This is a genomic window from Mycolicibacterium arseniciresistens (assembly GCF_030519285.1).
GTDB classification, from domain to species: Bacteria; Actinomycetota; Actinomycetes; order Mycobacteriales; family Mycobacteriaceae; genus Mycobacterium; species Mycobacterium arseniciresistens.
The window spans coordinates 1-25,161 of sequence record NZ_JAUMSQ010000103.1; the positions used below are offsets into that span (position 1 = coordinate 1).

General features: G+C 70.7%; 28 protein-coding genes. 18 read left to right on the top strand and 10 right to left on the bottom strand.

Features of this window, described 5'->3' with window-relative positions; all coding sequences use genetic code 11:
• The coding region (locus tag Q2100_RS14920) for an alpha/beta hydrolase fold domain-containing protein (RefSeq protein WP_302914703.1) at positions 1-426 on the top strand (426 nt) is incomplete at its 5' end.
• Here the strand turns inward: Q2100_RS14920 and Q2100_RS14925 are convergent.
• Positions 408-1,412, bottom strand: a complete 1,005-nt coding sequence (locus Q2100_RS14925; RefSeq protein ID WP_302914704.1) for a 1-aminocyclopropane-1-carboxylate deaminase — start codon at positions 1,410-1,412, stop codon at positions 408-410. The two genes, Q2100_RS14920 and Q2100_RS14925, sit on opposite strands and share 19 nt — an antisense overlap.
• A gap of 86 nt (positions 1,413-1,498) precedes the next feature.
• Between Q2100_RS14925 and Q2100_RS14930 the strand changes: the two genes are divergently transcribed.
• The gene (locus Q2100_RS14930; protein WP_302914705.1) at positions 1,499-2,164 is read left to right on the top strand and encodes a GntR family transcriptional regulator; all 666 of its coding nucleotides are present in this window, start codon (positions 1,499-1,501) and stop codon (positions 2,162-2,164) included.
• Between the two features lie 22 nt (positions 2,165-2,186).
• On the opposite strand, the gene Q2100_RS14935 is transcribed toward Q2100_RS14930, so the two are convergent.
• Positions 2,187-2,480, bottom strand: a complete 294-nt coding sequence (locus tag Q2100_RS14935) for a GyrI-like domain-containing protein (protein WP_302914706.1) — start codon at positions 2,478-2,480, stop codon at positions 2,187-2,189.
• 130 nt (positions 2,481-2,610) lie between these two features.
• On the opposite strand from Q2100_RS14935, the gene Q2100_RS14940 reads away from it, so the two are divergent.
• Both Q2100_RS14940 and Q2100_RS14945 read left to right on the top strand, forming a co-directional pair.
• Complete coding sequence (locus Q2100_RS14940) at positions 2,611-3,453, top strand: alpha/beta fold hydrolase (protein WP_302914707.1); 843 nt, start codon at positions 2,611-2,613, stop codon at positions 3,451-3,453.
• Between the two features lie 49 nt (positions 3,454-3,502).
• Positions 3,503-5,086, top strand: coding sequence for a GMC family oxidoreductase (locus Q2100_RS14945; protein ID WP_302914708.1), 1,584 nt, complete (start codon positions 3,503-3,505; stop codon positions 5,084-5,086).
• Here Q2100_RS14945 and Q2100_RS14950 read toward each other — a convergent pair.
• Positions 5,083-5,553 (bottom strand): SRPBCC family protein, encoded by a 471-nt coding sequence (locus Q2100_RS14950; protein ID WP_302914709.1) that lies wholly within the window; start codon positions 5,551-5,553, stop codon positions 5,083-5,085. The two genes, Q2100_RS14945 and Q2100_RS14950, sit on opposite strands and share 4 nt — an antisense overlap.
• Positions 5,554-5,652: 99 nt before the next feature.
• Here Q2100_RS14950 and Q2100_RS14955 point away from each other — a divergent pair, with 99 nt between their 5' ends.
• Positions 5,653-6,831 (top strand): acyl-CoA dehydrogenase family protein, encoded by a 1,179-nt coding sequence (locus tag Q2100_RS14955; protein WP_302914710.1) that lies wholly within the window; start codon positions 5,653-5,655, stop codon positions 6,829-6,831.
• Here Q2100_RS14955 and Q2100_RS14960 read toward each other — a convergent pair.
• Positions 6,826-7,758: an LLM class flavin-dependent oxidoreductase gene (locus Q2100_RS14960; protein ID WP_302914711.1), complete on the bottom strand. Its 933-nt coding sequence runs from the start codon at positions 7,756-7,758 to the stop codon at positions 6,826-6,828. The genes Q2100_RS14955 and Q2100_RS14960 overlap by 6 nt on opposite strands.
• 106 nt (positions 7,759-7,864) lie before the next feature.
• Here Q2100_RS14960 and Q2100_RS14965 point away from each other — a divergent pair, with 106 nt between their 5' ends.
• Entirely contained in the window at positions 7,865-8,785 is a 921-nt protein-coding gene (locus Q2100_RS14965) for an LLM class F420-dependent oxidoreductase (RefSeq protein ID WP_302914712.1), read from the top strand.
• On the opposite strand, the gene Q2100_RS14970 is transcribed toward Q2100_RS14965, so the two are convergent.
• Positions 8,782-9,480 carry a DUF427 domain-containing protein gene (locus Q2100_RS14970; RefSeq protein ID WP_302914713.1) on the bottom strand — a complete coding sequence of 233 codons (699 nt, stop codon included), beginning with the start codon at positions 9,478-9,480 and terminating at the stop codon, positions 8,782-8,784. The genes Q2100_RS14965 and Q2100_RS14970 overlap by 4 nt on opposite strands.
• Positions 9,481-9,598: 118 nt before the next feature.
• On the opposite strand from Q2100_RS14970, the gene Q2100_RS14975 reads away from it, so the two are divergent.
• Both Q2100_RS14975 and Q2100_RS14980 read left to right on the top strand, forming a co-directional pair.
• Positions 9,599-11,032 carry a WS/DGAT/MGAT family O-acyltransferase gene (locus Q2100_RS14975; protein WP_302914714.1) on the top strand — a complete coding sequence of 478 codons (1,434 nt, stop codon included), beginning with the start codon at positions 9,599-9,601 and terminating at the stop codon, positions 11,030-11,032.
• Between the two features lie 133 nt (positions 11,033-11,165).
• Entirely contained in the window at positions 11,166-11,744 is a 579-nt protein-coding gene (locus Q2100_RS14980; protein ID WP_302914715.1) for a hypothetical protein, read from the top strand.
• A gap of 1 nt (position 11,745) precedes the next feature.
• Here Q2100_RS14980 and Q2100_RS14985 read toward each other — a convergent pair whose 3' ends face one another.
• Together Q2100_RS14985 and Q2100_RS14990 are read right to left on the bottom strand one after the other, a co-directional pair.
• Positions 11,746-12,000, bottom strand: a complete 255-nt coding sequence (locus Q2100_RS14985) for a DUF2631 domain-containing protein (protein ID WP_264012916.1) — start codon at positions 11,998-12,000, stop codon at positions 11,746-11,748.
• A 105-nt stretch (positions 12,001-12,105) separates the two neighbouring features.
• A complete protein-coding gene (locus tag Q2100_RS14990; protein ID WP_302914716.1) occupies positions 12,106-13,455 on the bottom strand; it encodes a cryptochrome/photolyase family protein in 1,350 nt (449 codons plus the stop codon).
• Between the two features lie 63 nt (positions 13,456-13,518).
• Between Q2100_RS14990 and Q2100_RS14995 the strand changes: the two genes are divergently transcribed.
• From Q2100_RS14995 to Q2100_RS15010, 4 genes are read left to right on the top strand one after another with little or no spacing between them, the layout of a single operon-like run.
• Entirely contained in the window at positions 13,519-14,400 is an 882-nt protein-coding gene (locus Q2100_RS14995) for a TIGR03619 family F420-dependent LLM class oxidoreductase (protein WP_302914717.1), read from the top strand.
• Positions 14,401-14,431: 31 nt separating this feature from the next.
• Positions 14,432-15,340, top strand: a complete 909-nt coding sequence (puuE, locus tag Q2100_RS15000) for an allantoinase PuuE (protein WP_302914718.1) — start codon at positions 14,432-14,434, stop codon at positions 15,338-15,340.
• A gap of 37 nt (positions 15,341-15,377) precedes the next feature.
• Positions 15,378-15,854: a histidine kinase gene (locus Q2100_RS15005; RefSeq protein ID WP_302914719.1), complete on the top strand. Its 477-nt coding sequence runs from the start codon at positions 15,378-15,380 to the stop codon at positions 15,852-15,854.
• A gap of 23 nt (positions 15,855-15,877) precedes the next feature.
• Complete coding sequence (locus Q2100_RS15010) at positions 15,878-16,681, top strand: DUF4097 family beta strand repeat-containing protein (RefSeq protein ID WP_302914720.1); 804 nt, start codon at positions 15,878-15,880, stop codon at positions 16,679-16,681.
• A gap of 84 nt (positions 16,682-16,765) precedes the next feature.
• Here the strand turns inward: Q2100_RS15010 and Q2100_RS15015 are convergent, their stop codons facing one another.
• Positions 16,766-17,356, bottom strand: coding sequence for a fasciclin domain-containing protein (locus Q2100_RS15015; RefSeq protein WP_264012922.1), 591 nt, complete (start codon positions 17,354-17,356; stop codon positions 16,766-16,768).
• A gap of 200 nt (positions 17,357-17,556) precedes the next feature.
• A complete protein-coding gene (locus Q2100_RS15020; protein WP_302914721.1) occupies positions 17,557-18,252 on the bottom strand; it encodes a fasciclin domain-containing protein in 696 nt (231 codons plus the stop codon).
• 176 nt (positions 18,253-18,428) lie between these two features.
• On the opposite strand from Q2100_RS15020, the gene dxr reads away from it, so the two are divergent.
• The 5 genes from dxr to Q2100_RS15045 are packed head-to-tail and all read left to right on the top strand — an operon-like array spanning position 18,429 to position 23,612.
• Positions 18,429-19,598 (top strand): 1-deoxy-D-xylulose-5-phosphate reductoisomerase, encoded by a 1,170-nt coding sequence (dxr, locus tag Q2100_RS15025; RefSeq protein ID WP_302914722.1) that lies wholly within the window; start codon positions 18,429-18,431, stop codon positions 19,596-19,598.
• Positions 19,595-20,812 (top strand): M50 family metallopeptidase, encoded by a 1,218-nt coding sequence (locus Q2100_RS15030; protein WP_264012925.1) that lies wholly within the window; start codon positions 19,595-19,597, stop codon positions 20,810-20,812. The genes dxr and Q2100_RS15030 overlap by 4 nt, the downstream gene beginning before the upstream one ends.
• Before the next feature lie 45 nt (positions 20,813-20,857).
• Complete coding sequence (gene ispG, locus Q2100_RS15035; protein ID WP_302914723.1) at positions 20,858-21,997, top strand: flavodoxin-dependent (E)-4-hydroxy-3-methylbut-2-enyl-diphosphate synthase; 1,140 nt, start codon at positions 20,858-20,860, stop codon at positions 21,995-21,997.
• Between the two features lie 49 nt (positions 21,998-22,046).
• Positions 22,047-22,901, top strand: coding sequence for a GNAT family N-acetyltransferase (locus Q2100_RS15040; RefSeq protein ID WP_302914724.1), 855 nt, complete (start codon positions 22,047-22,049; stop codon positions 22,899-22,901).
• A 48-nt stretch (positions 22,902-22,949) separates the two neighbouring features.
• Positions 22,950-23,612, top strand: coding sequence for a GNAT family N-acetyltransferase (locus Q2100_RS15045; protein WP_302914725.1), 663 nt, complete (start codon positions 22,950-22,952; stop codon positions 23,610-23,612).
• A 3-nt stretch (positions 23,613-23,615) separates the two neighbouring features.
• Here the strand turns inward: Q2100_RS15045 and Q2100_RS15050 are convergent, their stop codons facing one another.
• Complete coding sequence (locus tag Q2100_RS15050; protein WP_302914726.1) at positions 23,616-24,500, bottom strand: cyclopropane mycolic acid synthase family methyltransferase; 885 nt, start codon at positions 24,498-24,500, stop codon at positions 23,616-23,618.
• A gap of 157 nt (positions 24,501-24,657) precedes the next feature.
• Between Q2100_RS15050 and Q2100_RS15055 the strand changes: the two genes are divergently transcribed.
• Positions 24,658-25,161, top strand: a 504-nt coding sequence (locus Q2100_RS15055) for an NTF2-like N-terminal transpeptidase domain-containing protein (RefSeq protein WP_302914727.1), incomplete at its 3' end; no start/stop codon positions are given.

A 25,161-nucleotide genomic window follows, 5' to 3' on the forward strand; every position in this document is an offset into this window, starting at 1 on the left:
CGTGGCGATGTGCCTTCGGTGCTGTTTCAGCTGCTGCACCAGCCGGTCCTCGACGACCGGATGACACCGTCGCGGCGGGAGTTCGCCACCACACCCGGATTCGACAGCGCGGCGGTCGATCTCATGTGGCGGTACGTGGCGGCCGGGTCGGCGCCGCCGGACGCGGTGCCCGCCCGCACCGCCGACCTGAGCGGTGTCGCACCCGCCCTGATCACGTGCTCGGAACTCGATCCGCTGCGCGACGAGGCGATCGACTACGCCGCCCGGCTGCTGCGGGCCGGTGTGGCGACCGAGCTGCACGTGTACCCCGGCACCTGCCACGGGTTCGACTCCCTGCTTCCCGACTGGGAGCTCAGTACCCGGCTGTTCGCGTTGCAGGGCGATGCGCTGAGGCGCGCCTTCGAATGTCAGAAGACGCCGCGGTAGGCGTTCAGCGCGGGTTGTCCCCCCAGGTGGGCATACAACACCGTGGAGTCCGGCGGGATGTCACCTGATGTGACGAGGTCGATCAACGCCGCCATCGACTTGCCTTCGTACACCGGATCCAGGATGACGCCCTCCAGCCGGCCGGTCAGCCTGATGGCGTCGACCGTCGACGCGACCGGGATGCCGTAGTAGTCGCCAGCCCAGCCTTCGAGGACCGTGGTCTCCTCGTCGCGCAGGGGACGCCCCAGCCCGATCAGCTCGGCGGTTCTGTGCGCGATCCGCCCGACCTGCTCGCGCGTCTGCTCCACCTTCGCGGACGCGTCGATGCCGATCACCCGGCGCGGCCGGTCCTGGCCCGCGAAGCCGGCGATCATCCCGGCCTGGGTGGAACCCGTCACGCTGCAGACCACGATGGTGTCGAAGAACACCCCGAGTTGCTCCTCCTGTCGTTGCACCTCGTATGCCCAGTTCGCGAAACCCAGGCCGCCCAACTCGTGATCGGAGGCGCCGGCGGGGATGGCGTACGGGATCCCGCCTGCTCGTTCGACGTCGTCGATCGCGTTGCGCCAGCTGTCTTTGAACTCGATTCCGAAGCCGGCCGGGTCGAGCCGGACGTCGGCGCCCATGATGCGGGACAGCAGGATGTTGCCGACCTCATCGGCCACCGGATCCGGCCAGTCCACCCATCTCTCCTGCACGAGAACGGCTTTCATGCCCAGCTTCGCGGCGACCGCGGCCACCTGGCGGGTGTGGTTGGACTGGACGCCACCGATCGACACCAGCGTGTCGGCCCCGCGCTTCAGTGCGTCGGGGATCAGGTACTCGAGCTTGCGAGTCTTGTTCCCGCCGTAGGCCAGACCGGAGTTGACGTCCTCGCGCTTGGCCCAGATCTGCGCGCCACCGAGGTGAGCGCTCAGCCTCGGCAACCGATGTACGGGACTGGGGCCGAAGGTGAGGGGATGGCGTTCGAAGTCTTCGATGGGCATCCGCTCTCCTCACATTGGCGTCGCGACCGGCGACGCCCTCAGGTCAGCCGTCCACGGCGGAACGGTCGTAAGATACGATATATTGCATGCCGGTCCCGGACGAAGTCGGTAAGCACAAGAGGTCGCTGCTACGGGAGAACGCCTACATCTCGCTGCGGGACGCCATCGTCAACGGCACGCTCGCCCCCGGCGAGAAGCTGCGCGATCCCGAACTCGAAGCATGGCTGGGGATCAGCCGCACCCCGATCCGGGAGGCGATCGCCCGGTTGGAGACAGCCGGGCTGGTCCACACCCTGCCCGGGCGTTCGACGGTCGTGGCGACCATCGAACGCAGGTCTCTGCTGGATGCGCAGGCCGTCGCCGCCGCGATGCACGCGCTCGCGGTGCGCACTGCCGTCCCGCTGATGGGGAAGCGGGAGATCGCCGCGATGGTGAAGACGAACAAGGACTTCGCCGCCGCGTTCTCGGCCGGTGAAGCGGAGTCCGCCATGCGCGCCGACGACGAGTTCCACGCGGTCGCCGTGGAAGCCAGCCAGAACCGGACGATCCCGGTGGTGCTCGAGCAGGTGACCCCGGTGCTGCGGCGACTCGAATTCCTGCGCTTCTCCTCGCTGTCCGGCAGGGAGTCGATCGCGCAGCACAAGCGGATCATCGAGCTGTGTCGTCAGGGCGACGCCGATGCCGCCGCGGAGGCGACGCAGCGCAACTGGGAGACGCTGTCACTCCTGATCGACCGGCAGGAGTTCGCATAGACACCCCGGCGGGGCGGCGCGCTCACGCGTCGGCCCGGAACACCGGCCAGCACAGATCGGTCGACCACTGCCCGGGATCTTCGGTGTCCCACGAGAAACACTCGTAGTACTCCCGCAGCGGAGCTTCGACGCTGATCTCGTGACGTGTGGCGTACTCGCCGAGCGCGCTGTAGGCGAGGTCGACGTCGTCGTGCGCACCGTGGTGACGCAGGACCGCCAGCTCGGCGGCGGGGATGGTCGCCGGCAACTCCGCGACGGCGCCGAGATCCGAGATCTCGAATCGCTCTCTCGTGGAGTGGATTTCCCTCCCGAGCAATGAGCCGGACGCGGGCGCGGGCTCGGGGGGCCGCGCCGTGCGACGTGGCGCTTGACAGAACGCCATCCAAAACGCAATATATTGCATATCAACCGACGGCGGCCGATGGGTCGTCACGTGAGGAGAGATGATGAGAAGGACGTTCTTCACCACGATGACCGCAGCGGTGGCGCTGGCGACTCTCGCAGCGGGATGCGGCAGCCCGTCGGACGAGCGACGCGCAGCCGAGATCACGGCGGCCGAGCAGTCCCCGGCGGGGGACAAGCCGACGGTGGTGCTGGTGCACGGCGCCTTCGCCGACTCGTCGAGCTGGAACGGTGTGATCGACATCCTCGAGGGCGCAGGCTATCCCGTGATCGCCGCCGCCAATCCGTTACGGGGCCTGCGCTCGGACGCTCAGTACGTCCGCAGCGTGCTGGACAGCGTTCCCGGCCCCGTGGTGCTGGCCGGCCACTCCTACGGCGGCTCGGTGATGAGCGAGGCCGCCGACGGCAGCCCGAACGTCAAGGCGCTGGTGTTCGTCGCCAGCTTCCTGCTGGAGCCCGGAGAGAGCACGGGCCAACTGGCCGCGAAGTACCCCGGAGGCGAACTGGGCCCCGCCCTCCACACCGTGAGCGTCCCCGGGCCCGGCGGGGGGGCCGGCGTCGACAGCTACATCAAGCAGGACGAGTTCCAGCGGGTCTTCGCCGCCGACGTCCCGCAGGACGTCGCCGTCCGGATGGCGGCCACCCAGCGGCCGATCACCACGGCCGCGCTGGAGGAGCCCGCCACGGCGGCGGCCTGGAAGACGATCCCGTCCTGGAACATGGTGACCACCCAGGACCTCGCCATCCCCGCCGCCTCCATGCGGTTCATGGGCGAGCGCGCGAAGGCGCACAGCGTGGACATCGAGGCGTCCCACGCGGTCACCGTCTCCCGGCCCGACGCCGTCGCCGACCTGATCGAGCAGGCCGCGACCGCTACCACCCGCTGATCGACTGCCGCACAACGCGGTTGAACCGACCACAGATGAGAGGAACCCGATGGACGTCGCAGGCGTCGACGGCGAGGGCCGGTTCGACTACGTGGTGATCGGCGGCGGGTCCGCCGGCTGCGTGATCGCCGCCCGGCTCAGCGAGGACCCCGCCGCCCGGGTGCTGCTGCTCGAATCCGGATCGGGCGACAGCAGGCCCGAGATCGCCGCGCCGCCGGCGTGGCCGGCGTTGTGGGGCACCGACGTGGACTACGCGTACCGCACCGTCGCACAGTCGGGCACCGTCGCACAGTCGGGCACCGCCGGGCGGGAACACGACTGGCCACGCGGGCACACACTCGGCGGCAGCGGCAGCATCAACGCGATGGTGTACCTGCGTGGCCACCCGAACGACTTCGACAGCTGGGCGAAGTCCGGGTGCACGGGCTGGGACCACGATTCGGTGCTGCCCTACTTCCGCCGGATGGAGACCGTCGGCGGCCGGGATCCGCACCACCGCGGGACCGACGGGCCGTTGTCGCCGGCGCCCGCCGCGGCCGCGGACGCCAACCCGCTGTCCCAGGTGTTCCTCGACGGTGCGGCGGCCGCGGGGTTCCCACTCACCGCCGACATGAACGGGGCGGACGCCGAGGGTGCGGGCTGGCACGACCTGTCGATCACCGGCGGGACCCGGCAGAGCACCGCATCGGCCTACCTGCATCCGGTGCGGGGCAGACCGAATCTGACCGTCGCCACCTCGTCGCGCGCACTCACGCTGCGCTTCGACGGACACCGCTGCACGGGAGTCGATTTCGTGTGTCGCGGCCGGCGCATGACCGCGCACGCCGACGCCGAGGTGGTGGTCAGCGCCGGCGCCGTCGACTCTCCACGGCTGCTGCTGCTGTCCGGCGTCGGCGCCGCCGCCGAACTCGAGTCCGTCGGCGTCCGCGTCGTGCACGACCTGCCCGGGGTCGGTCGCAACCTGCACGACCACCCGCTGTGCCCGGTCGTTCACGAGGCGGCGCGGCCGATTCCCGTCGGCCGGACCAACCATGCCGAGACGTCGATGCTGTGGCGCAGCGACGCGTCGCTGGGCGGACCGGACATGCAGCTGATGTTCATCCACGTGCCGTTCCACCCGCCGCACCTGGCCGCCCCGGCGAACAGCTACACCTTCGCCATCGCCACGGTGCCCGACGCCCGCGGCTCGATCCGCATCGCGAGTGCGGATCCGGCTGCTCCGCCGTTGATCGACCCGAACTACCTCGGCGAGGAATCCGACGTGCGCCGGCTGATGCACGGGATCGAGGTGGCGCGCGACATCGCAACGGGCCACGCATTCGCGCCATGGCGGGCCCGTGAGGTGCTGCCCGGGCCTGCGGTCCGCGATGCGGCGGCGTTGCGCGCCTACGTACGTCACGCCACCAGCACGTACTACCACCCCGTCGGCAGCTGCGCGATGGGCACCGGCCCCGAGGCGGTGGTGGATACGGACCTGCGGGTGCACGGGCTGACCGGGCTGCGGGTGGCCGACGCCTCGGTGATGCCGAAGATCCCGTCGGTCAACACCAACGTCGCGACGATCATGATCGGTGAGAAGGCCGCCGACCTGATCCGGGGCCGATCGCCCGGCCTCGGCCTGCGCGCCGGCTAACCGGCGAGCTCGCGCGCGACAGCCGCGTGATAGGCGTCGATGTGCGCCGGGTTGACGATACGGAAGAAGTTGTCCGACAACGGCGCATCGCGGTACGCCTCGATCGTCATGGTGCGGGTGAACAGCGTGGTGTCCGGCGCCGGTCGGGTGAAGCGGTACTCGACGGCCATCCGGCCCTCGAGGCCGCCGTCGCCGTCACCGCCGGCTCCCAGGCGGCCGACGGAGTGGAACACCCAGACCCGCGGGCGCGCGGCGACGGCCAGTTGCCACGTGAACACGCGGTCGTGCGTCGGGTGGGCCTCCTTCCACGTGTCACCGACCCGCAGGGGCAGCTCGTCGGGGACACCGCTGATCCGCGGCCCGCCCGGATAGGTCCTGGCCCAGTTGGCCGGATCGGTGACGAAGTCGTACACCGCCTCGGCCGGCTGGCTGAACAGTGTCTCGGAACTGGTGGTCACGATGCCCAATGGGAATGCCTTCCTCGCGCGGTCCGCCGGCGGCCAGCCTATACGAGGCGTTACACTCGCCTTCGGAAGTGTCACGCCGCGGGCCGACGGGAGCTGCACATGGACTTCTCGCGGGTCGAGCTGGACGACGGGGACCGCGCCTTCCAGGATGAGCTGCGGGCGTTCCTGGCCGCCGTGGTGACCGAGGACGTGATCGCCCGCGACCGGCTGACGGGTGAGAACTTCGACGAGGCAGTGCATCTCGCGCTCGGCGCCGCAGGCTACCTCGCCCGCGACTTCACGGCGGCGAGCGACGGCGGCTTCACCGCGGTGCAGCGGCGGATCTGGGAACTCGAGGTCGGCCGCGCCCACACCCCGTGGTTCCACTGGCCCACCACGGCGATGGTCGCCCACAGTGTCGTCCGGTTCGGATCGGCGGAGTTGCGCGACGAGGTGCTGCCGAAGGTGCTGTCGGGCCACCGCCGGCTGTGCCTCGGCTACACCGAACCCGAGGGCGGTTCGGACGTGGCCACCTGCAGGACCCGCGCGGTCCGCGACGGTGACGGCTGGATCATCAACGGCGCGAAGATGTTCACGTCCAACGCACAGAACGCGCACTACGTCTTCCTGATCACCAACACCGATCCCGGCGCGGCCAAACACCAGAGCCTGACGATGTTCCTGGTGCCGCTGGACTCGCCGGGCGTGGAGATCCAGCCGCTGCGGACCGTCGACGGCGACCGCACCAACATCACCTTCTACAGCGACGTGCGGGTGTCCGACAGGTACCGGGTCGGTGAGGTCAACGGCGGCTGGACGGTGCTGCGCGACGCGCTGCACGCCGAACACGGCACCGTCGAACGTGACGCGGAGGGACTGTCGAAGCTGGCGACGATGTCGGAACACCTGCTGGTGACGGCCGAGGCGGTCGACGCCGTCGCCGCGGCGGTCTCCGAACCCGGCGCCGACGGGGGCCGTCTCACCGACGACGGCTCGGTGTGTCACCGGCTGGGCCGGGCGATCGCCCGGCTCGAGGCGGCGATGAGCACGCCGCAGATGTACGGGCGGGTGGCCATCGCGCAGACCATGCGCGACATCTCGCCCGACCTGATGGACGTCCTCGGCGTGGCGGGCGCCCTGCCGGCGGACACCGCGGGGAACGGGGGAGCGGAGTACGTCTTCCGGCTGGCCGGACCCACCGGCATCTACGGCGGCACCCTCGAGGTGTTCCGCAACATGATCGCCCAGCAGGCCCTCGGGCTCGGCCGGCCGAACTACTCGCCGGCCCGCACGTCATAGCGCGGCGATGACCGAGGAGGCCAGCAGGTCCAGCGTCGCGTCGGACGCCCGGTCGTGAGCGAACAACACCACCTGGGTGAAGCCGAGCTCGCGCAGCTCGTGCAACCGGTCGACGATGGCGGGCGCGGTACCCACCAGGCCGCCGTCGTGCAGACCGAAACCCGTTCCACCGAAACGTTTCTCGGCCAGTGTCCGAACCTCGGGCAGGGCGGCGTCGTCGGGGGCCAGCGCCATCACCGCCTCGACCGACATGACGATCGACGCCGGGTCGCGACCGATGTCGGCACAGGCGGACCGCAACGCCGCGACCTTGCGCTCCAGGTCACCGAGCGCGTACGTCGGGACATTCCAGACGTCGGCATAGCGGGCGACCAGCGGCAGGGTGTAGCGCTCGCCCACCCCGCCCACCACGATGGGCGGCCGCGGGCGCTGCACCGGCCCGGGCTTCACCGGCATGTCCCGGACCGTGAAGTGCTCGCCGCTGAAGTCGATGCGCTCGTCGGCGAAGGCCTGGTGCAGGATCTCGAGCGTCTCGCCCAGGCGTTGCGAGCGCTCCGCGAAGGTGCCCCACGGCAACCCGGTGCGCTCGTGCTCGTCGGCGATGGAGCCGCTGCCGATGCCCAGCTGCAGCCGGCCCGCCGAGATCTGGTCGAGCGTGGTGGCCATCTTGGCCAGCACCGCCGGGTGGCGGAACTGGTTGCACAGCACCATGTGTCCGACCCGCAGCCGCTCGGTGCGGCTGAGCAGCGCCGTCGCCAGTGTCCACGCCTCCAGTGACGGGTAGTCCGGAGCGCCCGGCCCGTAGAGGTGGTCGTAGAGCCACAGCGTGCCGATTCCCGCCTGCTCGCAGCGCTGCGCGCGGTGCAGCACATCGGGGTAGGAGAAGCCGATCTGCGGCACGTAAACGCCGATGTCGAGGTCGGTCATGGCCGGCCGGCCGGAGTGAAACTCTCGTTATTCATCAGCGAGAATCGTATTCTCCGGAGAACGCCCCCACAACGCAGCCGACTCGACGTGTCCCGAAAGGCCGACGATGCACTTCGCGATCACCCATCCGATGCACACCCACCCGTACAACCCGGAGCTGGTGACCGGAGCCGGGGTGGCGAAGGTCGCGGTGGCCGCCGAGGCGGCCGGCTTCAGCGGGTTCGGCTTCACCGACCACCCCGCGCCGACGCAGCGGTGGCTGGAGGCCGGCGGCCATGACGCGCTCGACCCGTTCGTGGCGATGGCCTTCGCCGCGGCCCACACCACGACGCTGCGGCTGGTGCCCAACATCGTCGTGCTGCCCTACCGGAACCCGTTCGTGGTGGCCAAGGCGGGCGCCACGTTGGACCTGCTGTCCGACGGACGCTTCACGCTCGCGGTCGGGGTCGGCTACCTCAAGCGCGAGTTCGCCGCGCTCGGCGTCGACTACGAGAACCGCACCACCCTGTTCGAGGAAGCGCTGGCGACCATCCGCGCGGCGTGGACGTCGGACGACCTGAGCATCGAGGGCACTGGCTTCACCGCCACGGGCATCACCGCCCACCCGCGGCCGGTGACGCGGCCGCACCCGCCGATCTGGATCGGCGGGAACACCGCGGCCGCACGCGACCGGGTGGTGCGCTACGGCGACGGCTGGTGCCCGTTCGCGGCGCCCGCCCAGCTGGCCAAGACCGCGCGCACGGCGGCACTCGACTCCGTCGACGCGCTCGCCGCCGCCGTGGAGGACCTGCGCCGGCGAGCGGAGTCGGCCGACCGCGACCCCGCCACACTGGACGTGGCGTTCAACAACCGCGAAGGCGGCGACCCGGGTTCAGCGGACTTCGACGCCGACGCCTACCTCGCCGGTGTCGAGAAGCTCGCGGCGGTGGGCGTCACGTGGATCCAGGTGACCGTTCCCGGCGACAGCCTGGCGCATGCCTGCGAGGCCGTCGAGCGATTCGGCGCCGAGGTGATCGACCGGGTCTAACACCCGCAGCCGGCGCCGGTCTCGGGCAACTCGGCGAGCATCTCGGCGCGGGAGCCGTCGAAGCTCAGATGGTCGGCGATCGGCAGGCACTCCGGCGGCGGATCCGGGTAGCTCCACGCGACATCCGCCACGACGTCCCCGTCGGCCGTGACCGCCGACCAGTAGGTGGCCCAGCCCTTGTAGTTGCAGTAGCTCGTCGTGTCGCTGCGCCGGAGCCGGTCCGTGCGCACCCGGTCCGGGTGCACGTAGAGCACCGGCGCCAGGGCGGTCTCGAACACGGCGACCGTGTCGACGGTGTCGACCAGCACCGTGCCCGCCACGCTGACGCGTAGGCCGCGCCGGCCCGGGCGGCAGTCGACGCGGTGGTACGGATTGGGCGGGTAGTGCACGAGTTCGCGGCCCTCCTCGATCCACCGGTCGACCGCGTCCCACGGGACATGGACGTAACCCGGCGCCTCGTCGACCGGATGGTGCGGCAGCGCGTTCACCACCGCCTCGGGGAAGGCGTAGCTCAGCGGCAGGCCGCCGCGATGCACCAGCAGGGCCGCCTCGGTGTCGATCACGGTCTTTCCCTGCGCCACCGCCTGGATGCGGCGAGGATGGGGTTCGACGAACACCGTGCCGGGACTCACCGGCGGGTGGAACCAACCTGCGGGATCGGCGCTGAGCGGGCCGCGACCGGTGACGAGGCTCATGCGCCGAGATTACAGACGGCCGATGGAGTGTCTCGTCGCCGTCGCGTCGGCGCCGTGCGTGCGGTGTAGGCCGCGCCGGTTGCGGGCACACCGTAGTAGGGCGACGAATGGGGGACGCGTGAGACGGCTGAACGGCGTGGACGCGCTGATGTTGTACAGCGAGACGCCCGAAATCCACATGCACACAATGAAGATCGGCATTCTCGACGTGTCCGGTGTGCCGGGCGGATTCAGCATGGAGATGTTCCGCCGCGTCGCGGGCCCCCGCCTGCAGGCGTTGACACCGCTGCGCCTGCAGCTCGTCGACATCCCACTGCGGGTGCACCATCCGATGTGGTGCGAGAACGCCGAGATCGACCTCGACTACCACGTCCGGTCGGTGCGGGTGCGCGCTCCCGGCGGCCGCCGGGAACTCGACGAACTGATCGGCCAGATCGCCAGCACGCCGCTCGACCGCAGCCGTCCGCTGTGGGAGATGTACATCGCCGAGGGGCTGGCCGACGACCGCATCGCCATCATCCACAAGGTGCATCACGTGCTCGCCGACGGCACCGCGTCCGCCAACCAGATGGCCAGAGCGCTGGCGCCCGACGCACCGCCGGAGACGTCCGTTGTCGCCAGTCCGCCGGAGTTGCGGACGACCGGCAGCCTGCTCGCCGCCGCAGGCCGCGACCACGCCCGGCTGTTGCGCCGGCTGCCCCGGCTGATGCGCGAGACCGTGGCGGGCGTCGCGCAGGTGCGCAGGCACGTCAAGGACCGTGGCGGCCATCCCGACCTGGCGCGCAACTTCGCGCCGCCACCGACGTTCATCAATCACGTCGTCTCACCGGTACGCCGCTTCGCCACCACGCCGCTGGCGCTCGCCGACGTGAAGGAGGCCGCGTCGGCGCTGGGCGTCACGCTCAACGACGTGGTGCTGGCGGCGGTGTCGGGGGCGTTGCGCGAGCTGCTGCTGCGCTACGACGGCAAGGCCGACCAGCCGCTGATCGCGGGTGTGCCGGTGAGCATCGACCCCTCGCCGGATCGACTGGTGGGCAACGAGTTCAGCTATCTGACGCCGTCGCTGCCGACCCACGTCGACGACGTCGGCGAGCGGGTCCGGCTGACGGCGCTGTCCACGTCGATCGCGAAGGAGACCCACCGGCTGCTCGGCCCGACGGTCGTCGCGTCATGGCTGAACTACCTGCCGCCGCAGGTCACGCCGCCGCTGTTCCGCTTCCAGGGCAGGCGGGTGGAGTCGAGCACCATCATGAACCTGACCGTCTCGAACGTCCGCGGCCCTGCGCGTCCCGGCCGGGTGGAGGGGGCGGCGGTCACCGAGATCTACTCCGTCGGTCCGCTGGTGGCGGGCAGCGGGATGAACATCACCGTGTGGAGTTACGTCGACCAGCTCAACGTCTCGGTGCTCACCGACGACCGCACGCTGGCCGATCCGCACGAAGCCACCGACGCCATCCGCCGGGCGTTCTGCGAAATCCGCGCCGCGGGCGGTATTTCCAGCCCGCTGACCCCGACCGTCGACACCTTGCCGCTCGCCGCGGCCGTGGGCTAGCACCACCGGGGGCGCGCCGGGCCGGTGGCCGTCACGACGTCGCAGGCAGCTGACAAAACTGTAACGGCGCTTTACAGAATGCGGTTCGAATGTCACGCTGAGGGCGCCGGTCGACCAGTGAACGGAGCTGCCCATGGCCACCCAGTCCGCGCGCACCGACGGGGACCTGCGCCGAGGTCGCCCGGATGTGCGCGACATCGGCTCCACCAGCAGGCTGGTGCGCTACCGGCTCGACGTGCTGGCGGTCGACGCGACCGATGCCGCACGATCCGCGGGCGGCTGGCTGTTCGACCGCGCGATGGCCGGCTGGCAGGTCAACGTGCTGGTCGCGGACGCCCGCGAGACGCGGCCGATGCAGATCCTCGGTGCGACGGTCCTCGATCTCGGCGCCGCGCTCGAATCCGTGGTGGCCGACCCCGAGCACGCGGCCGGATTGGCGGTCTCTGCGGCGGCGCTCGCCGACGAGCGCGTCCACGACGCGGTGCAGGAGCTGCTCGCCACGGGCAGGACCGAGGTCGCGATGTGGGGCGGGCACTGGCCGGACCGGTTCGGCGGCGCCGACGCCGTCGGCTACCGGTTGAGTGCCGCGGCGCGGGTGTTCAAGACCCACGCCATGGCGGCGGCGGGCATCGACACCCCGGTCGGGGCCGTCGAGAGTATGCAGCGGGGCGGCTACCGCCCGATCGACTCCGACCTGGTGCCGATCGATTGACTCAGCGGATCCAGCCGCGACGGCGCAGCCACCAGTCCCGCGCCACCCAGGCGACGAGGACGGCGGCGAAGCCGATGACGAACCAGTCCTCGACGCGGCCGACGTGGTTGCCGCGCAGCATCGTCAGCAGGAACCCGGCCGCCAGCAGCAGCCCGATGTGGATGATGCGGTGGTTCTCCTTGCTCCAGCCCCACTCGGCGGAGGGCACATCTTCGACGTCGACGCCGGTGTGTCGTTCCACTTCGGTGCTGGCCACGGAGTGCTCCTCACGGTCGGGCTGGGCAACTGCCCATGATTCTGGCACATCGCCGCGGGCGTACGACAGAGCGTCGTACAGGCCCGGCCGCGGCCGGCGGGCAGCTCACCCGAGATCGGCGTACCGGCGCAGCGCCTCGGCGCGTTCCCTGGCGTGATCGACGATCGGCTCCGGATAACCGGCAGGCCGCCGATCGGCAGGGGTGTGCACGTCGGCGTCCACCGGCAGGTCGGCCAGCTCGGCGACCCAGCGCCGGATGTACGTGCCGTCGGGATCGAACTTCCTGCCCTGGGTGGTCGGGTTGAACACCCGGAAGTACGGCGCCGCGTCGGTGCCGCTGCCCGCGGTCCACTGCCAGCCGTGCTGGTTGTTGGCCATGTCGCCGTCGACGAGCTGCTCGAGGAACCACCGGGCACCCCACTGCCACGGCAGGTGCAGGTCCTTGACCAGGAACGAGGCCACGATCATCCGTACCCGGTTGTGCATCCAGCCGATCTCGGCGAGCTGGCGCATCCCCGCGTCGACGATCGGGAAGCCGGTCCGCCCGTTCTTCCACGCCTCGAAGGCCTTCTCGGCCTCTGCACCCTCGTCGGGCTTGATCGCGTCGAATCCGCGGTTCCAGTTCCACCACACGCTGTGCGGCCACTCGTGCAGCACCGAGGCGTAGAAGTCGCGGAACGCGAGCTCGCGCAGGTAGGCCTGGCCGCCCTTGCCGCGGCCGAGATCGCCGACCATCGACCGCGGGTGGATGGTGCCGAACTTCAGGTGCGCCGACATCCGGCTGGTGTTGTCGAGATCGGGCCGGTTGCGGTCGTCGGCGTAGCCGCGCAGCGCGGTGTCCACGAACTCCTCCCACTGCGCGCGCGCGGCGCGCTCGCCCGCGGGCAGGTCGAGGGCGACACCGTCGTCGGGGATGTCGACCCCACCGGGCACGTCGGCCGGATCGATCCACTTCGCCGACTCCGGACCGGTCCGCGCCGGCGCCCGCCAGCCGTGCTTGCGCCACGCGGCGAAGAACGGGGTGAAGACCTTGTACGGTTCGCCGTCGCCCTTGGTCACCCGGCCGGGCGCCACGAGGTACGGCGAGCCGGACGGCTCCAGCGGCACACCGTCGCCGATGCCGTTCAGCGCATCGCGCACGGCGTCGTCGCGGCGCCTGCCGAAGGGCGTGTAGTCCGCCGAGACGTGCACCGATGTCGCGCCGACGGCCTCGACCAGCGCGGGTATCCGCTCCTCCGGGCGACCGCTGACGACCAGCAGCCGCCCGTCCAGGTTGTCCCGCAGCTCGCGCAGCGCGTCGTGCAGGTACTGCAGCCGCCGCGGTCCGGAGGAGCGGGCGAGCCGCGGATCGAGCACGTAGCAGGCGAGCACCTCGCCGTCGGGCTGCGCGGCGTCGAGCAGCGGCGGCAGATCGTGCAGCCGAAGGTCGCGGCGGAACCACAGCAGTGTCGGCATGTCTGTGATGCTGCCCTCAACCGGCGCGCAGGAAACACCGTGGGACTGACGGAAGGATGACGTATGCAGTTCTGGAGCGGGGCGACGTTCCTGGAGACGACCGAGGCCATCGCCGTCGCGCAGATCCTCGACGAGACCGGGTTCGACGGCATGGTCTGCTCGGACCACATGGTCTACCCCCGCGAGCTGTCGTCGCCGTACCCGGACTCGCCGACCGGCAAGCCGATGTGGGCGCCGGAGACCGCGTGGCCGGACTCCTGGGTGCTCATCGGCGCGATGGCCGCCGTCACGACGAATCTGCGGTTCGGCAACGCCGTCTACATCGCGCCCGCTCGCCCGCTGATCGAGGTCGCCAAGGTCGTCGCCACCGCGGCGGTGGTGTCGCAGGGCCGGGTGTCGCTGGGCGTCGGCGCCGGCTGGATGCGCGAGGAGTACGCGCTGATGGGGCAGGACTTCGCGACCCGCGGCAAGCGGCTCGACGAGATGATCCCCGCGCTGCGGGCGTTGTGGCGCGGCGGCTGGGTGTCGTGGCGGGGCGAGCACTACGACGTGCCCGAACTGATGCTCGAACCGCACCCGCCCACGCCGGTGCCGATCCTGTGCGGCGGCGAGTCCGAGGCGGCGCTGCGCCGTGCGGCGAGGTTGTGCGACGGCTGGGTCGGCTACGCCTACGCCTGGGCCGACGCGGTCCGCTACGTCGACCGGCTGACCGCACTGCGGCGCGAGTACGGCCGCGACGGCGAGCCGTTCGAGGTGCTGCTGGCGTTGCGCGAGCAACCCACCCCCGATCTGTACAACCGTGCCCGCGACGCAGGCATCACCGCGGTGATGTGCGCGCCGTGGCTCGGCCCCGGCGGCGCGGCCGGTGCCGGCGAGCACCCGGACGACCGCTTCCGCCGACCGATCGAGCGGTTCGCCGAGGACGTGATCGCCAAGGTGCGCTGACGCCGGCCCCGCCTGCTGCCACAATCCCGGCATGACGCCTGACGGCTACCCGAGGGACATGGTCGGATACGGCGCGCACCCACCGCATCCGCAGTGGCCCGGCGGCGCCAACATCGCCGTGCAGTTCGTCCTCAACTACGAGGAGGGCGCCGAGAACAACGTGCTGCACGGCGATCCGGCGTCCGAGACGTTCCTCTCGGAGATCGTCGGCGCCCAGCCGTTCCCGAACCGGCACATGAGCATGGAGTCGCTCTACGAGTACGGATCGCGGGCGGGGCTGTGGCGGGTGCTGCGGGTGTTCGACCGGCGCGGACTGCCGCTCACCGTGTTCGGGGTCGCCGACGCGCTGGCCCGCAACCCCGAGGCGGTCGCGGCGTTCCTCGCCCGCGGTGACGAGATCGCCTGCCACGGCCTGCGCTGGATCAGCTACCAGCTCGCCGACCCCGACGTCGAGCGCGACCACATGGCCCGGGCGGTCCGCCTGCTGACCGAGCTCACCGGCGCCCCGCCTGCCGGCTGGTACACCGGGCGCGACTCGCCGCAGACCCGGCGACTGGTGGTCGAGCACGGCGGATTTCTCTACGACTCCGACTCCTACGCCGACGACCTGCCGTACTGGACCACCGTGGAAGGCCGGGCGCACCTCGTGGTGCCGTACACCCTCGACACCAACGACATGCGCTTCGCCACGCCCGGCGGATTCCCCAGCGGCACCGAGTTCTTCACGCACCTACGCGACGCGTTCGACGTGCTGTACGCCGAGGGGGCGGCAGGCTCACCGAAGATGCTGTCGATCGGCCTGCACTGCCGGCTGGTGGGCCGGCCGGCCCGCACGGCGGCGCTCGAGCGCTTCCTCGATCACGTGCAGGGCCACGACCGGGTGTGGATCACCCGGCGGGTGGACATCGCCCGGCACTGGGCGACTCGATTTTCGCGGTGACATTGCGGTGACGTCATAATGGTGTCACCATGACATCATGGATCTGCAGCCCTACGTCGACACGGTGCGCCGCGAGCTCGACGTCGCCGCCCGCGCAGGCGGGCCGGATGCCGCCGAACTCGCCGACCGGCTGACCGCCCCACTCGAGTCCGCGCTGCGCCTGGCGCTGCTGGAGGCGCTCTCCGAGGCGGCCGAGCTGATCACCCGCGAGTTGGCGCCCGGCTCCGTCGACGTCCGGCTGCGCGGCCGCGACCCCGACTTCACGGTCACCCATGCCGAACCGTCCGAGCCGCCACGGGCGCCCACCGGCCCCGAACCGGACGACGAGGGCGGCACCTGGCGCGTCACCCTGCGATTGCCCGAGAGCATGAGGCCGGGAGTGGACGCGGCAGCGCGCGAAGCCGGGGTGTCGGTCAACGCCTGGCTGGTGCGCTCGGTGGCAGGCGCGCTCGCGCCGCAGCGGGGCCGCCCCCGCCCGCCTTCCGGCAAGTCCTTCAGCGGCTGGGTCCGCTGACACCCGCGACAAGAGGAGATCCGATGCCCAGTTTCCCGACACCAGAACCGATCGTCGCCCACATCGAGGTGGTCGCCGGGTCGGTACGGCTCACCGCGGGCGACCGCCTCGACACCGTGGTCGACGTCCGGCCCCGCGATCCGTCCCGCGCCTCCGACGTGCGGGCCGCCGAGCACGCGCGCGTCGAGTTCGGCAACGGCCGGCTCACGGTCGCCGCCGGCCCGAAGATGCTCGCGCTGGGCCGCGGCGGAGCGGTGAACGTCGACATCGCCCTGCCCTCGCGCTCACGGCTGCAGGCATCGACGGCCTCGGCCGACGTGCACGCCGACGGCCTGCTCGGCGACTGCCGATTCTCGTCGGCGAGTGGGCGGGTCACACTCGACGCCGTCGAGGGAGATCTCAAGGCGGACACCGCGTCCGGAGACGTCGGCGCCACCAGCGTGCTGGGCTGCGTGTCGATCTCGACCGCCTCGGGCGACGCGGTCGTGCAGGCCCTCGACGGCGAGCTGAACTTCCAGGCTGCCAGCGGCGGGTTGACGGTCGGGTCGCTGCGCGGCAACGCACGGGCGCAGACCGCCTCCGGCTCGACGGTCGTGACCACCGCCGTCAACGGCTCGCTGAGCGCGCGGACCGGCAGCGGTGACGTCGAGATCGGCGTCCCGCACGGCACCGCTGCCCGGCTCGACGTCAGCACCTCGTCCGGCGCGGTCCGCAACCGCCTGCAGCCGTCGGACGGCCCCGCCGACGGCGACCGAACCCTGGATGTGCACGCGCGCACCGGGTCCGGCGACATCGTGGTGCGTCGCTTCGACCAGGCGATGGGCTGACCGGCTCGTCAAGGCCTTGGAGCACAGACGTCCCCCGCCACAGGGGGGAACGTGGCGGGGGACGGGTTCAGTGCCGGGTGGTCATCACGCCGGCGGCATCAGCACCGTGTCGATCATGTAGACGGTGGCGTTGGCGGTCTGCACGCCGCCGCACACCACCGACGCGTCGTTGACCTTGAGGTCGTTGCCCTGACCGGTCACCGTCACGTCGGCGCCCTGCACCGTCTTGTGCATGCCGACCACCTGCGCGGGCTCGGCCCGGCCGGGGACGACGTGGTAGGTCAGGATGTTGGTGAGCAGCGGCCCGTCGGTCTTGAGCTTCTCGATGGTCGCCGGGTCGATCTTGGCGAACGCCGCATCGGTGGGGGCGAACACCGTGAACTCGCCGCCGTTGAGGGTGTCGACCAGGTTCACCTGAGGATTGAGCTGCCCGGACACCGCCTGGGTCAGGGTCTTGAGCATGGGGTTGTTCGACGCGGCCGTCGCGACCGGCTCCTGGGCCATCCCCATCACCGAGCCGGGACCGGTCGGCACCTGCTGCGCGTAGCCGGCGCAGCCCGGCCCCACCAGGCCGGTGGCCGGATCGGCGGTCGCGACCGCGGCGCCGCTCAGTGACAGACCCACCGCGGCAACCGCCGCACATCCTGCTCCGGCAACCTTCTTCGTGAGATTCATCGACTCGCGCTCCTTTTCGTCATGGGGCGACAGGTGTCGCCGTCCTCGTCACTTCGACTGCTATTCGGCACCGATCGGCTCACGGATGGGTAACGGACTCAACGGATTTGGAATGCCGGCAGCGAGGTGCGGCGGTTTCCGCGCACGACATCCCCCGGGCACGTCGGGTGCCCGGGGGACGGTCGCTACGGGAGCGTCGGTCAGCTCGCCGGAGGCATCAGCACCGTGTCGATCATGTAGACGGTCGCGTTGGCGGTCTGCACCCCGCCGCACACCAGGCCCGCGTCGTTGACCTTGAGGCCCTCGCCCTCACCTGTCACCGTGACGTCGGCGCCCTGCACGGTCTTGTGGGTGCCTGCCACCTTGTCGGGAGCGGCGCCCGGACCCGGCACGACGTGGTAGGTCAGGATGCTCGTCAGCAGATCGGAGTCGGTCTTGAGCGTCTCGATGGTGGCCGGGTCGATCTTGGCGAACGCGTCGTCGGTCGGCGCGAACACGGTGAACTCGCCACCGTTGAGCGTGTCGACCAGGTTCACGTTCGGGTTGAGCTGCCCCGACAGCGCCTGGGTCAGCGTCTTGAGCATCGGGTTGTTGGACGCCGCGACGGTCACCGGGTCGGCCGCCATGCCGGTCACCGATCCGGGGCCCGACGGCACCTGCTCGGCGTAGGCGGCGCAGCTCGCGCCGACCAGGTTCGCGGCCGGGTCGGCCGCCGCGCTCGACGGTGCGGACGACGTGGCGCTCTCCGCGGCCGACGACGCCGCGCTGCTCCCCGACGAAGCGGTGGACTCGCTGCCACCGCTCGAACACGCCGCGGCGCCGAACACGGCCAACGCGCTCAGGCCCGCTGCCGCAACGGCCTTGCGGTGGACGCTGTACCTCTTCGTTGAAACCACTGCCACTCCTCGGTACGCGGAGGCGGCGGTGCCGCCGTCCTGGTGATCTGACACCGGGGATTCGGGGTGGTGTGCGTCACGGACGGGCCTCGGGAGCCGCCGTCACAAACGCGTCACAATCAAGATCGGGGTGCGGTGTGCGCCGGGGCGGCTCCCGGAGGCGGCACAATAGTCCGGTGAGCTCTTCCGGATCTCGGCAGCGGGTGCTGATCCTCGGCAGCACCGGGTCGATCGGCACCCAGGCGCTCGAGGTGATCGCCGCCAATCCGGACCGGTTCGAGGTGGTTGGGCTGGCTGCCGGCGGCAACAACCCCGACCTGCTCTCCCGCCAGCGCGCCGAGACCGGCGCCACCAGGCTCGCGGTCACCGACGCCGCCGCCGCGGAGCGGATCGGTGACGTCACCCACAGCGGCCCGGACGCCGTGACCCGGTTGGTGCAGGACACCGAGGCCGACGTGGTGCTCAACGCCCTTGTCGGGGCGCTGGGACTGGAACCCACCCTGGCCGCCCTGGCCACCGGCGCGCGGCTGGCCCTGGCGAACAAGGAGTCGCTGGTGGCAGGCGGTCCGCTGGTGCTGCGGGCGGCCGCACCCGGCCAGATCGTGCCGGTCGACTCCGAGCACTCGGCGATGGCGCAGTGCCTGCGCGGCGGCACCTCCGGCGAGGTCGCCCGGCTGGTGCTCACCGCATCCGGCGGCCCGTTCCTCGGCTGGTCGGCCGAGGATCTCGACTCGGTGAGTCCCGAACAGGCGGGCAAGCACCCCACGTGGTCGATGGGGCCGATGAACACCCTGAACTCGGCGACGCTGGTCAACAAGGGCCTCGAGCTGATCGAGACGCACCTGCTGTTCGGCATCCCGTACGACCGCATCGACGTCGTCGTGCATCCGCAGTCGATCGTGCACTCGATGGCCACCTTCACCGACGGTTCGACGCTGGCGCAGGCCAGCCCGCCCGACATGAAGCTGCCGATCGCGCTCGCCCTCGGCTGGCCGGACCGGGTGCCCGGAGCCGCCGCTGCCTGCGACTTCTCCACCGCCGCCACCTGGGAGTTCCTGCCGCTCGACGACGAGGTCTTCCCGGCGGTGCGGCTGGCCCGCGCGGCAGGCACCGCGGGCGGCTGCCTGACCGCGGTCTACAACGCGGCCAACGAGGAGGCCGCTGCGGCGTTCCTCGACGGCCGCATCTCCTTCCCGGCGATCGTCCGGACGGTCGGCGAGGTGCTGGCCGCCGGCGACGAGTGGGCCGCGGAACCAGCTACCGTGGAGGAGGTACTCGAGGCGCAGCGATGGGCCCGCGAGAAGGCCCGCTCCGTGCTCACCCAGGAGGTTCTGCCCGCCCGATGATGTTCGTTGTTGGTGTCGCGCTGTTCGCGCTCGCGATTCTGGTCTCGGTGGCCCTGCACGAGTGCGGCCACATGTGGGTGGCGCGTGCCACCGGTATGAAGGTGCGCCGCTACTTCGTCGGCTTCGGGCCCACGCTGTGGTCCACGCGCAGGCCCAACAAGCTGGGGGAGACCGAGTACGGCGTCAAGGCCATCCCGCTCGGCGGATTCTGCGACATCGCGGGCATGACCCCGGTCGACGAACTCGACCCCGCCGACCGGCCGTACGCGATGTACCGGCAGAAGGTGTGGAAGCGGGTGGCCGTGCTGTTCGCCGGTCCCGGCATGAACTTCGTCCTCGGCATGGTGATCATCTACGGCATCGCCCTGACCTGGGGTCTGCCCGACCTGAACCCGCCCACCACCGCCGTCGTCGGCGAAACCGTGTGTGTCGCGCCGCAGGTGTCGAAGACCGAGTTGGGTGAGTGCACCGGGCCTGGCCCCGCCGCCCTGGCCGGTATCCGGCCCGGTGACACCGTGGTCAAGGTCGGCGACACCCCGGTGGCGGACTTCAAGGAGATGGTGACCGCCGTCCGCACCCTCGACGGGCCGACGCCGTTCACGGTCGAGCGCGACGGCAGCCAGTTCACCACCGTTGTGGACGTCACCCGTGTCGAGCGCTTCACCAGCACCGACGGTGACACCCCGTCGAAAGTCGGCGCCGTCGGCATCGGCGCCCCGGACCCGCTGGACTGGGCGCAGTACAACCCGCTGACGGCGGTGCCCGGCACCGTCGCGTTCACCGGCGACCTGGCCGTCCAGCTCGGCGAGGCGCTGGCGAAGATCCCCACCAAGATCGGCGCGCTGGTGGAGTCCATCGGCGGCGGCGAGCGCGACCCCGAGACCCCGATCAGCGTGGTCGGCGCCAGCATCATCGGCGGTGACACCGCCGACGCCGGCGTGTGGGAGTTGTTCTGGCTCTTCCTGGCTCAGCTCAACTTCGTCCTCGGCGCGGTGAACCTGATCCCGCTGCTGCCCTTCGACGGCGGGCACATCGCGGTCGCGGTGTTCGAGAAGATCCGCAACATGATCCGGTCGGCGCGCGGCAAGGTGGCCGCGGCGCCGGTGAACTATCTCAAACTGATGCCCGCTACTTACGTAGTCTTGGTGGTGCTGGTCGGCTACATGCTGCTGACCGTGACCGCCGACTTCGTCAACCCGATCAGGTTGCAGTAGCCGGCCCTGAACCCTGGAGACGCTGTGACCTCGATAGGCCTGGGCATGCCGGCACCGCCGGCGCCGGTGCTCGCGCCACGCCGCAAGACGCGCCAGCTGATGGTGCGCGATGTCGGTGTCGGCAGCGACCACCCGATCGCCGTGCAGTCGATGTGCACCACCAAGACCCACGACATCAACGCGACGCTGCAGCAGATCGCCGAACTCACGGCGTCCGGCTGCGACATCGTGCGGGTGGCGTGCCCGCGGCAGGAGGACGCCGACGCGCTGCCCGCCATCGCCAAGAAGTCGCAGATCCCGGTGATCGCCGACATCCACTTCCAGCCCAAGTACATCTTCGCCGCGATCGACGCCGGCTGTGCCGCCGTGCGCGTCAACCCGGGCAACATCAAGGAGTTCGACGGGCGGGTCAAGGAGGTCGCCAAGGCGGCGGGCGCGGCCGGCATCCCGATCCGGATCGGCGTCAACGCCGGCTCGCTGGACCCGCGGTTGATGAAGAAGTACGGCAAGGCCACCCCGGAGGCGCTCGTGGAGTCGGCGCTGTGGGAGGCGTCGCTGTTCGAGGAGCACGGCTTCGGCGACATCAAGATCAGCGTCAAGCACAACGACCCGGTGATCATGGTCGCGGCCTACGAGCAACTCGCCGCGCAGTGCGACTACCCGCTGCACCTCGGCGTCACCGAGGCGGGGCCTGCGTTCCAGGGCACCATCAAGTCCGCCGTCGCGTTCGGGGCGCTGCTGAGCAAGGGCATCGGCGACACCATCCGCGTCTCGCTGTCCGCGCCTCCGGTCGAGGAGATCAAGGTCGGCAACCAGATCCTCGAATCGCTGAACCTGCGGCCGCGTGGCCTGGAGATCGTGTCCTGCCCGTCGTGCGGCCGGGCTCAGGTGGACGTGTACACGCTGGCCAACGCGGTCAGCGCCGGGCTGGACGGCCTCGAGGTCCCGCTACGGGTCGCGGTGATGGGCTGTGTCGTCAACGGGCCGGGGGAGGCGCGCGAGGCGGACCTCGGCGTCGCGTCCGGAAACGGCAAGGGACAGATCTTCGTTCGCGGCGAGGTCATCAAGACGGTGCCCGAGGCGCAGATCGTGGAGACCCTGATCGAGGAGGCGATGCGCATCGCCGCCGAGATGGACTCGGACAAGACAAGTGCGAGCGGTTCACCGGTTGTCACCGTAAGCTGAGGGCGGCCCTGTGGTCGGGGTCACGACCGCTCGAACAGAAAGACGCGCGATGTCGGCACCGCCGCTGTTCCGCCATGTCGACGAGCGACGGGTGTCGGTGGTGCGGGACGCCGCCGCGGTCCTCGAGGTGCTCGACCAGGATCCGGTCGGATCGTGCATGGTCGCCGCCCGGGTCGCCGATCACGGCGTCGAGCCAGGTGCCATCGGTGGAGAACTGTGGACGCGCCGGGGTGCGGCCGATTCGCTGTGTTACGCCGGTCCCAACCTGATCCCGCTGCGCGGTGAGATCGACGACCTGAACGCCTTCGCCGATCAGGCGATGAGCACGGCGCGGCGATGTTCGTCGCTGGTGGGCCGGGCTGAGCTGGTGCTGCCGATGTGGCGCAGGCTCGAGGCGGCGTGGGGCCCCGCGCGTGACGTGCGCGAGCACCAGCCGCTGATGGCGCTGCACTCCGCGCCCCAGTGCTCGATCGACTCCGCGGTGCGGCCCGCCCGCATCGAGGAACTCGACGCCTATCTCACCGCGGCCATCGACATGTTCATCGGCGAGGTCGGCGTCGACCCTCGGCTGGGCGACAACGGCCGCGGCTACCGGCGCCGGGTGGCCGGGCTGATCGCCGCGGGCCGGGCGTGGGCCCGCTTCGAGCGCGGCGAGGTGGTGTTCAAGGCCGAGGTCGGCTCCCAGTCGCCGACCGTCGGCCAGATCCAGGGCGTGTGGGTGCATCCGGAATGGCGTGGCCGCGGGCTGGGCACCACCGGCACCGCGGCGCTGTCGTCGGCGGTGCTGCGCAGCGGGCGCATCGCCAGCCTTTACGTCAACAGCTTCAACACCGTCGCCCGGGCGACGTACGCGCGCATCGGATTTGAGCAGGTCGGCACGTTCGCGACGGTTCTGCTCGACTGACCGCCGCCCGGTTCCCCGGGCGCGGGCAGCAGCCCTTAGGCTGCCGTCATGACCGAATCCGACCCCAAGGTCGCCCGCCGCGAGATCGCCGACACCCTGGTGCGGGCGCTGGACCACAGGCACGAGGTGCTCGACGCGATCGTCGACTCCGAGGACCACGACGCCGCGATCGAGGCGGTCGCGTCGCTGCTGAAGACCTCGGCGCCCAGTGCCGAGGCAGTGCTGCGGCTGTCCTTCGACCGGCTCACCAAGGTGTCCCGGCGGCGCATCGCCGCCGAGTTGGAGGATCTCAACAACCAGCTGAGCTTCACGAGGGGCGAGTCGGGGTCCGCGTCGCCGGACTCGCTGACGCTGCGGGCCTTCGATGCGACCGCCGACGGCGAAATCTTCGCCGCCCGCACCGCCGATGTCGGCGCGGCGGGCGACGGATCCGGCGGTCCCGCAGGCGATCTGGCCGACGAGATCTCCGCGGCCGTGGCGCGCGTCGCCGCCGAGGAAGCGGCGTGGCTGGTGGCGATCGACGGCTCCGACAAGGTCGGCATGGTGTTCGGCGAGCTGGCCGGCGGTGAGGTCAACGTGCGGGTCTGGATCCACCCGCAGTACCGCAAGCGGGGGTACGGCACAGCGGCACTGCGGAAGTCCCGCTCGGAGATGGCTGCGTTCTTCCCCGCGGTCCCGCTGGTGGTGCGCACCCCGGCCGCCGGGTCCTGACGGTCAGGCCGACGCGGCCTTGGTCAGGGTGTACTGGCGGACGTCGACGTGGCGCCAGCGGAACCGGTCGGCACAGCCGGTGAGATACCGGATGTAGGTCTGGTAGGTGTCCTCCGAGGCGATGCGTACCGCGTCGTCATGGCGGGCGGTCAGTGTCTCCGCCCAGATGTCCAGCGTGCGGGCGTAATGCGGTTGCAACGACTGGACGTTGCGCACCGCGAAGCCGGCCGCCTCGGCGTAGGAGGGGATGCTCTGCGGTAGCGGCAGCTCACCGCCGGGGAAGATCTCCCGGCCGAGGAACGCCCAGAAGTCGACGTCTTCACGGGTGATCTTGCGACCCATCCGAAAGATGTCGCGGCCCATGGTGACGATGGAGTGCAGCATCATCCGGCCGTCGCCGGGCAGGAGGTCGTACGCCCGCTCGAAGAACATCGGGTAGCGGGCGTACTTGAAGTGTTCGAACGCGCCGATCGACACGATGCGGTCCACCGGATCGTGGAACTCCTCCCATCCTTGCAACCGCACCTCGGCGTGTCTGTTCGAGTCGGTGTTCGGGCGCGAAGCCAGCAGCCCCTGCACATGCTGGTACTGGTTCTCGCTCAGCGTCAGCCCGATGACATTGACGTCGTAACGCTCCAACGCCCGCAGCATCGTGGCGCCCCACCCGCAACCGATGTCGAGCAGCGTCATCCCGCGCCGCAGGTCACATTTGTCCAGCGACAGGTCGATCTTCGCCAGCTGCGCCTCTTCCAGCGTGAGGTCCGGGGGCTCGAAGTACGCGCAGCTGTAGGTCTGCGTGGGATCCAGGAAGAGTCGGAAGAAGTCGTCGGACAGGTCGTAGTGGTGCTGTACGTCGTCGAAATTCGGGGACGGATCGTTGTCGGCCATCGTCGATCACGGTATGCCCCGCACCGCTCACCGTCGCCACCGGGCGCTTCGCCGGAATGCGGTGGATCGGCTCCGGCGGCGGCCCGGGCGATTGTCAAGGCCGGGTCTCGGTGCGCCTCCCCGACTTGCGATGCCAAAGTTCATAACATCTGCCCCAATGGCAACTCGAACCTCAGCAGTATCACGTGCGTCCGCGTTGGCCGCGCTGGTGATGGTTGCGGCGGCGGCGTCGCTGAGCGCCTGTACCCCCCGCCCCAACGGTCCCGAACCGACGGCCGAGGAGTTCTTCGCGGCGCTCGGCCGCGGCGACACCGGAGCCGCCGCCGAGCTCGCCGACCGGCCCGACGAGGCGCGCACCGACCTGAACGAGGCATGGGCCGGTCTGCAGGCCACCACGCTGGACGCCCAGATCCTCAGTGCCCGATACGCCGAGGACACCGGCAGCGTGACCTACCGCTACACCTGGCACCTGCCCAAGGACCGCACCTGGACCTACGACGGGCGGCTCAACATGGTCCGCGACGAGGGCCGCTGGCAGGTGCGGTGGAGCGCCACCGGGCTGCACCCCCGGCTCGGCGAGAACCAGACGCTCGCGCTGCGCGCCGACGCACCGCCGCGCGCCGCGGTCAACGAGCGGGGCGGCAGCGACGTGCTGGTGCCC

What these genes read in the sequence shown, in the direction of transcription:
- Q2100_RS14925 (WP_302914704.1), bottom strand. Translation starts at nt 1,412, where the DNA reads ATGCCCATCGAAGACTTCGAACGCCATCCCCTCACCTTCGGCCCCAGT.
- Q2100_RS14930 (WP_302914705.1), top strand. Translation starts at nt 1,499, where the DNA reads ATGCCGGTCCCGGACGAAGTCGGTAAGCACAAGAGGTCGCTGCTACGG.
- Q2100_RS14940 (WP_302914707.1), top strand. Translation starts at nt 2,611, where the DNA reads ATGAGAAGGACGTTCTTCACCACGATGACCGCAGCGGTGGCGCTGGCG.
- Q2100_RS14945 (WP_302914708.1), top strand. Translation starts at nt 3,503, where the DNA reads ATGGACGTCGCAGGCGTCGACGGCGAGGGCCGGTTCGACTACGTGGTG.
- Q2100_RS14955 (WP_302914710.1), top strand. Translation starts at nt 5,653, where the DNA reads ATGGACTTCTCGCGGGTCGAGCTGGACGACGGGGACCGCGCCTTCCAG.
- Q2100_RS14960 (WP_302914711.1), bottom strand. Translation starts at nt 7,758, where the DNA reads ATGACCGACCTCGACATCGGCGTTTACGTGCCGCAGATCGGCTTCTCC.
- Q2100_RS14965 (WP_302914712.1), top strand. Translation starts at nt 7,865, where the DNA reads ATGCACTTCGCGATCACCCATCCGATGCACACCCACCCGTACAACCCG.
- Q2100_RS14970 (WP_302914713.1), bottom strand. Translation starts at nt 9,480, where the DNA reads ATGAGCCTCGTCACCGGTCGCGGCCCGCTCAGCGCCGATCCCGCAGGT.
- Q2100_RS14980 (WP_302914715.1), top strand. Translation starts at nt 11,166, where the DNA reads ATGGCCACCCAGTCCGCGCGCACCGACGGGGACCTGCGCCGAGGTCGC.
- Q2100_RS14990 (WP_302914716.1), bottom strand. Translation starts at nt 13,455, where the DNA reads ATGCCGACACTGCTGTGGTTCCGCCGCGACCTTCGGCTGCACGATCTG.
- Q2100_RS14995 (WP_302914717.1), top strand. Translation starts at nt 13,519, where the DNA reads ATGCAGTTCTGGAGCGGGGCGACGTTCCTGGAGACGACCGAGGCCATC.
- puuE (WP_302914718.1), top strand. Translation starts at nt 14,432, where the DNA reads ATGACGCCTGACGGCTACCCGAGGGACATGGTCGGATACGGCGCGCAC.
- Q2100_RS15005 (WP_302914719.1), top strand. Translation starts at nt 15,378, where the DNA reads ATGGATCTGCAGCCCTACGTCGACACGGTGCGCCGCGAGCTCGACGTC.
- Q2100_RS15010 (WP_302914720.1), top strand. Translation starts at nt 15,878, where the DNA reads ATGCCCAGTTTCCCGACACCAGAACCGATCGTCGCCCACATCGAGGTG.
- Q2100_RS15015 (WP_264012922.1), bottom strand. Translation starts at nt 17,356, where the DNA reads ATGAATCTCACGAAGAAGGTTGCCGGAGCAGGATGTGCGGCGGTTGCC.
- Q2100_RS15030 (WP_264012925.1), top strand. Translation starts at nt 19,595, where the DNA reads ATGATGTTCGTTGTTGGTGTCGCGCTGTTCGCGCTCGCGATTCTGGTC.
- ispG (WP_302914723.1), top strand. Translation starts at nt 20,858, where the DNA reads ATGCCGGCACCGCCGGCGCCGGTGCTCGCGCCACGCCGCAAGACGCGC.
- Q2100_RS15040 (WP_302914724.1), top strand. Translation starts at nt 22,047, where the DNA reads ATGTCGGCACCGCCGCTGTTCCGCCATGTCGACGAGCGACGGGTGTCG.
- Q2100_RS15045 (WP_302914725.1), top strand. Translation starts at nt 22,950, where the DNA reads ATGACCGAATCCGACCCCAAGGTCGCCCGCCGCGAGATCGCCGACACC.
- Q2100_RS15050 (WP_302914726.1), bottom strand. Translation starts at nt 24,500, where the DNA reads ATGGCCGACAACGATCCGTCCCCGAATTTCGACGACGTACAGCACCAC.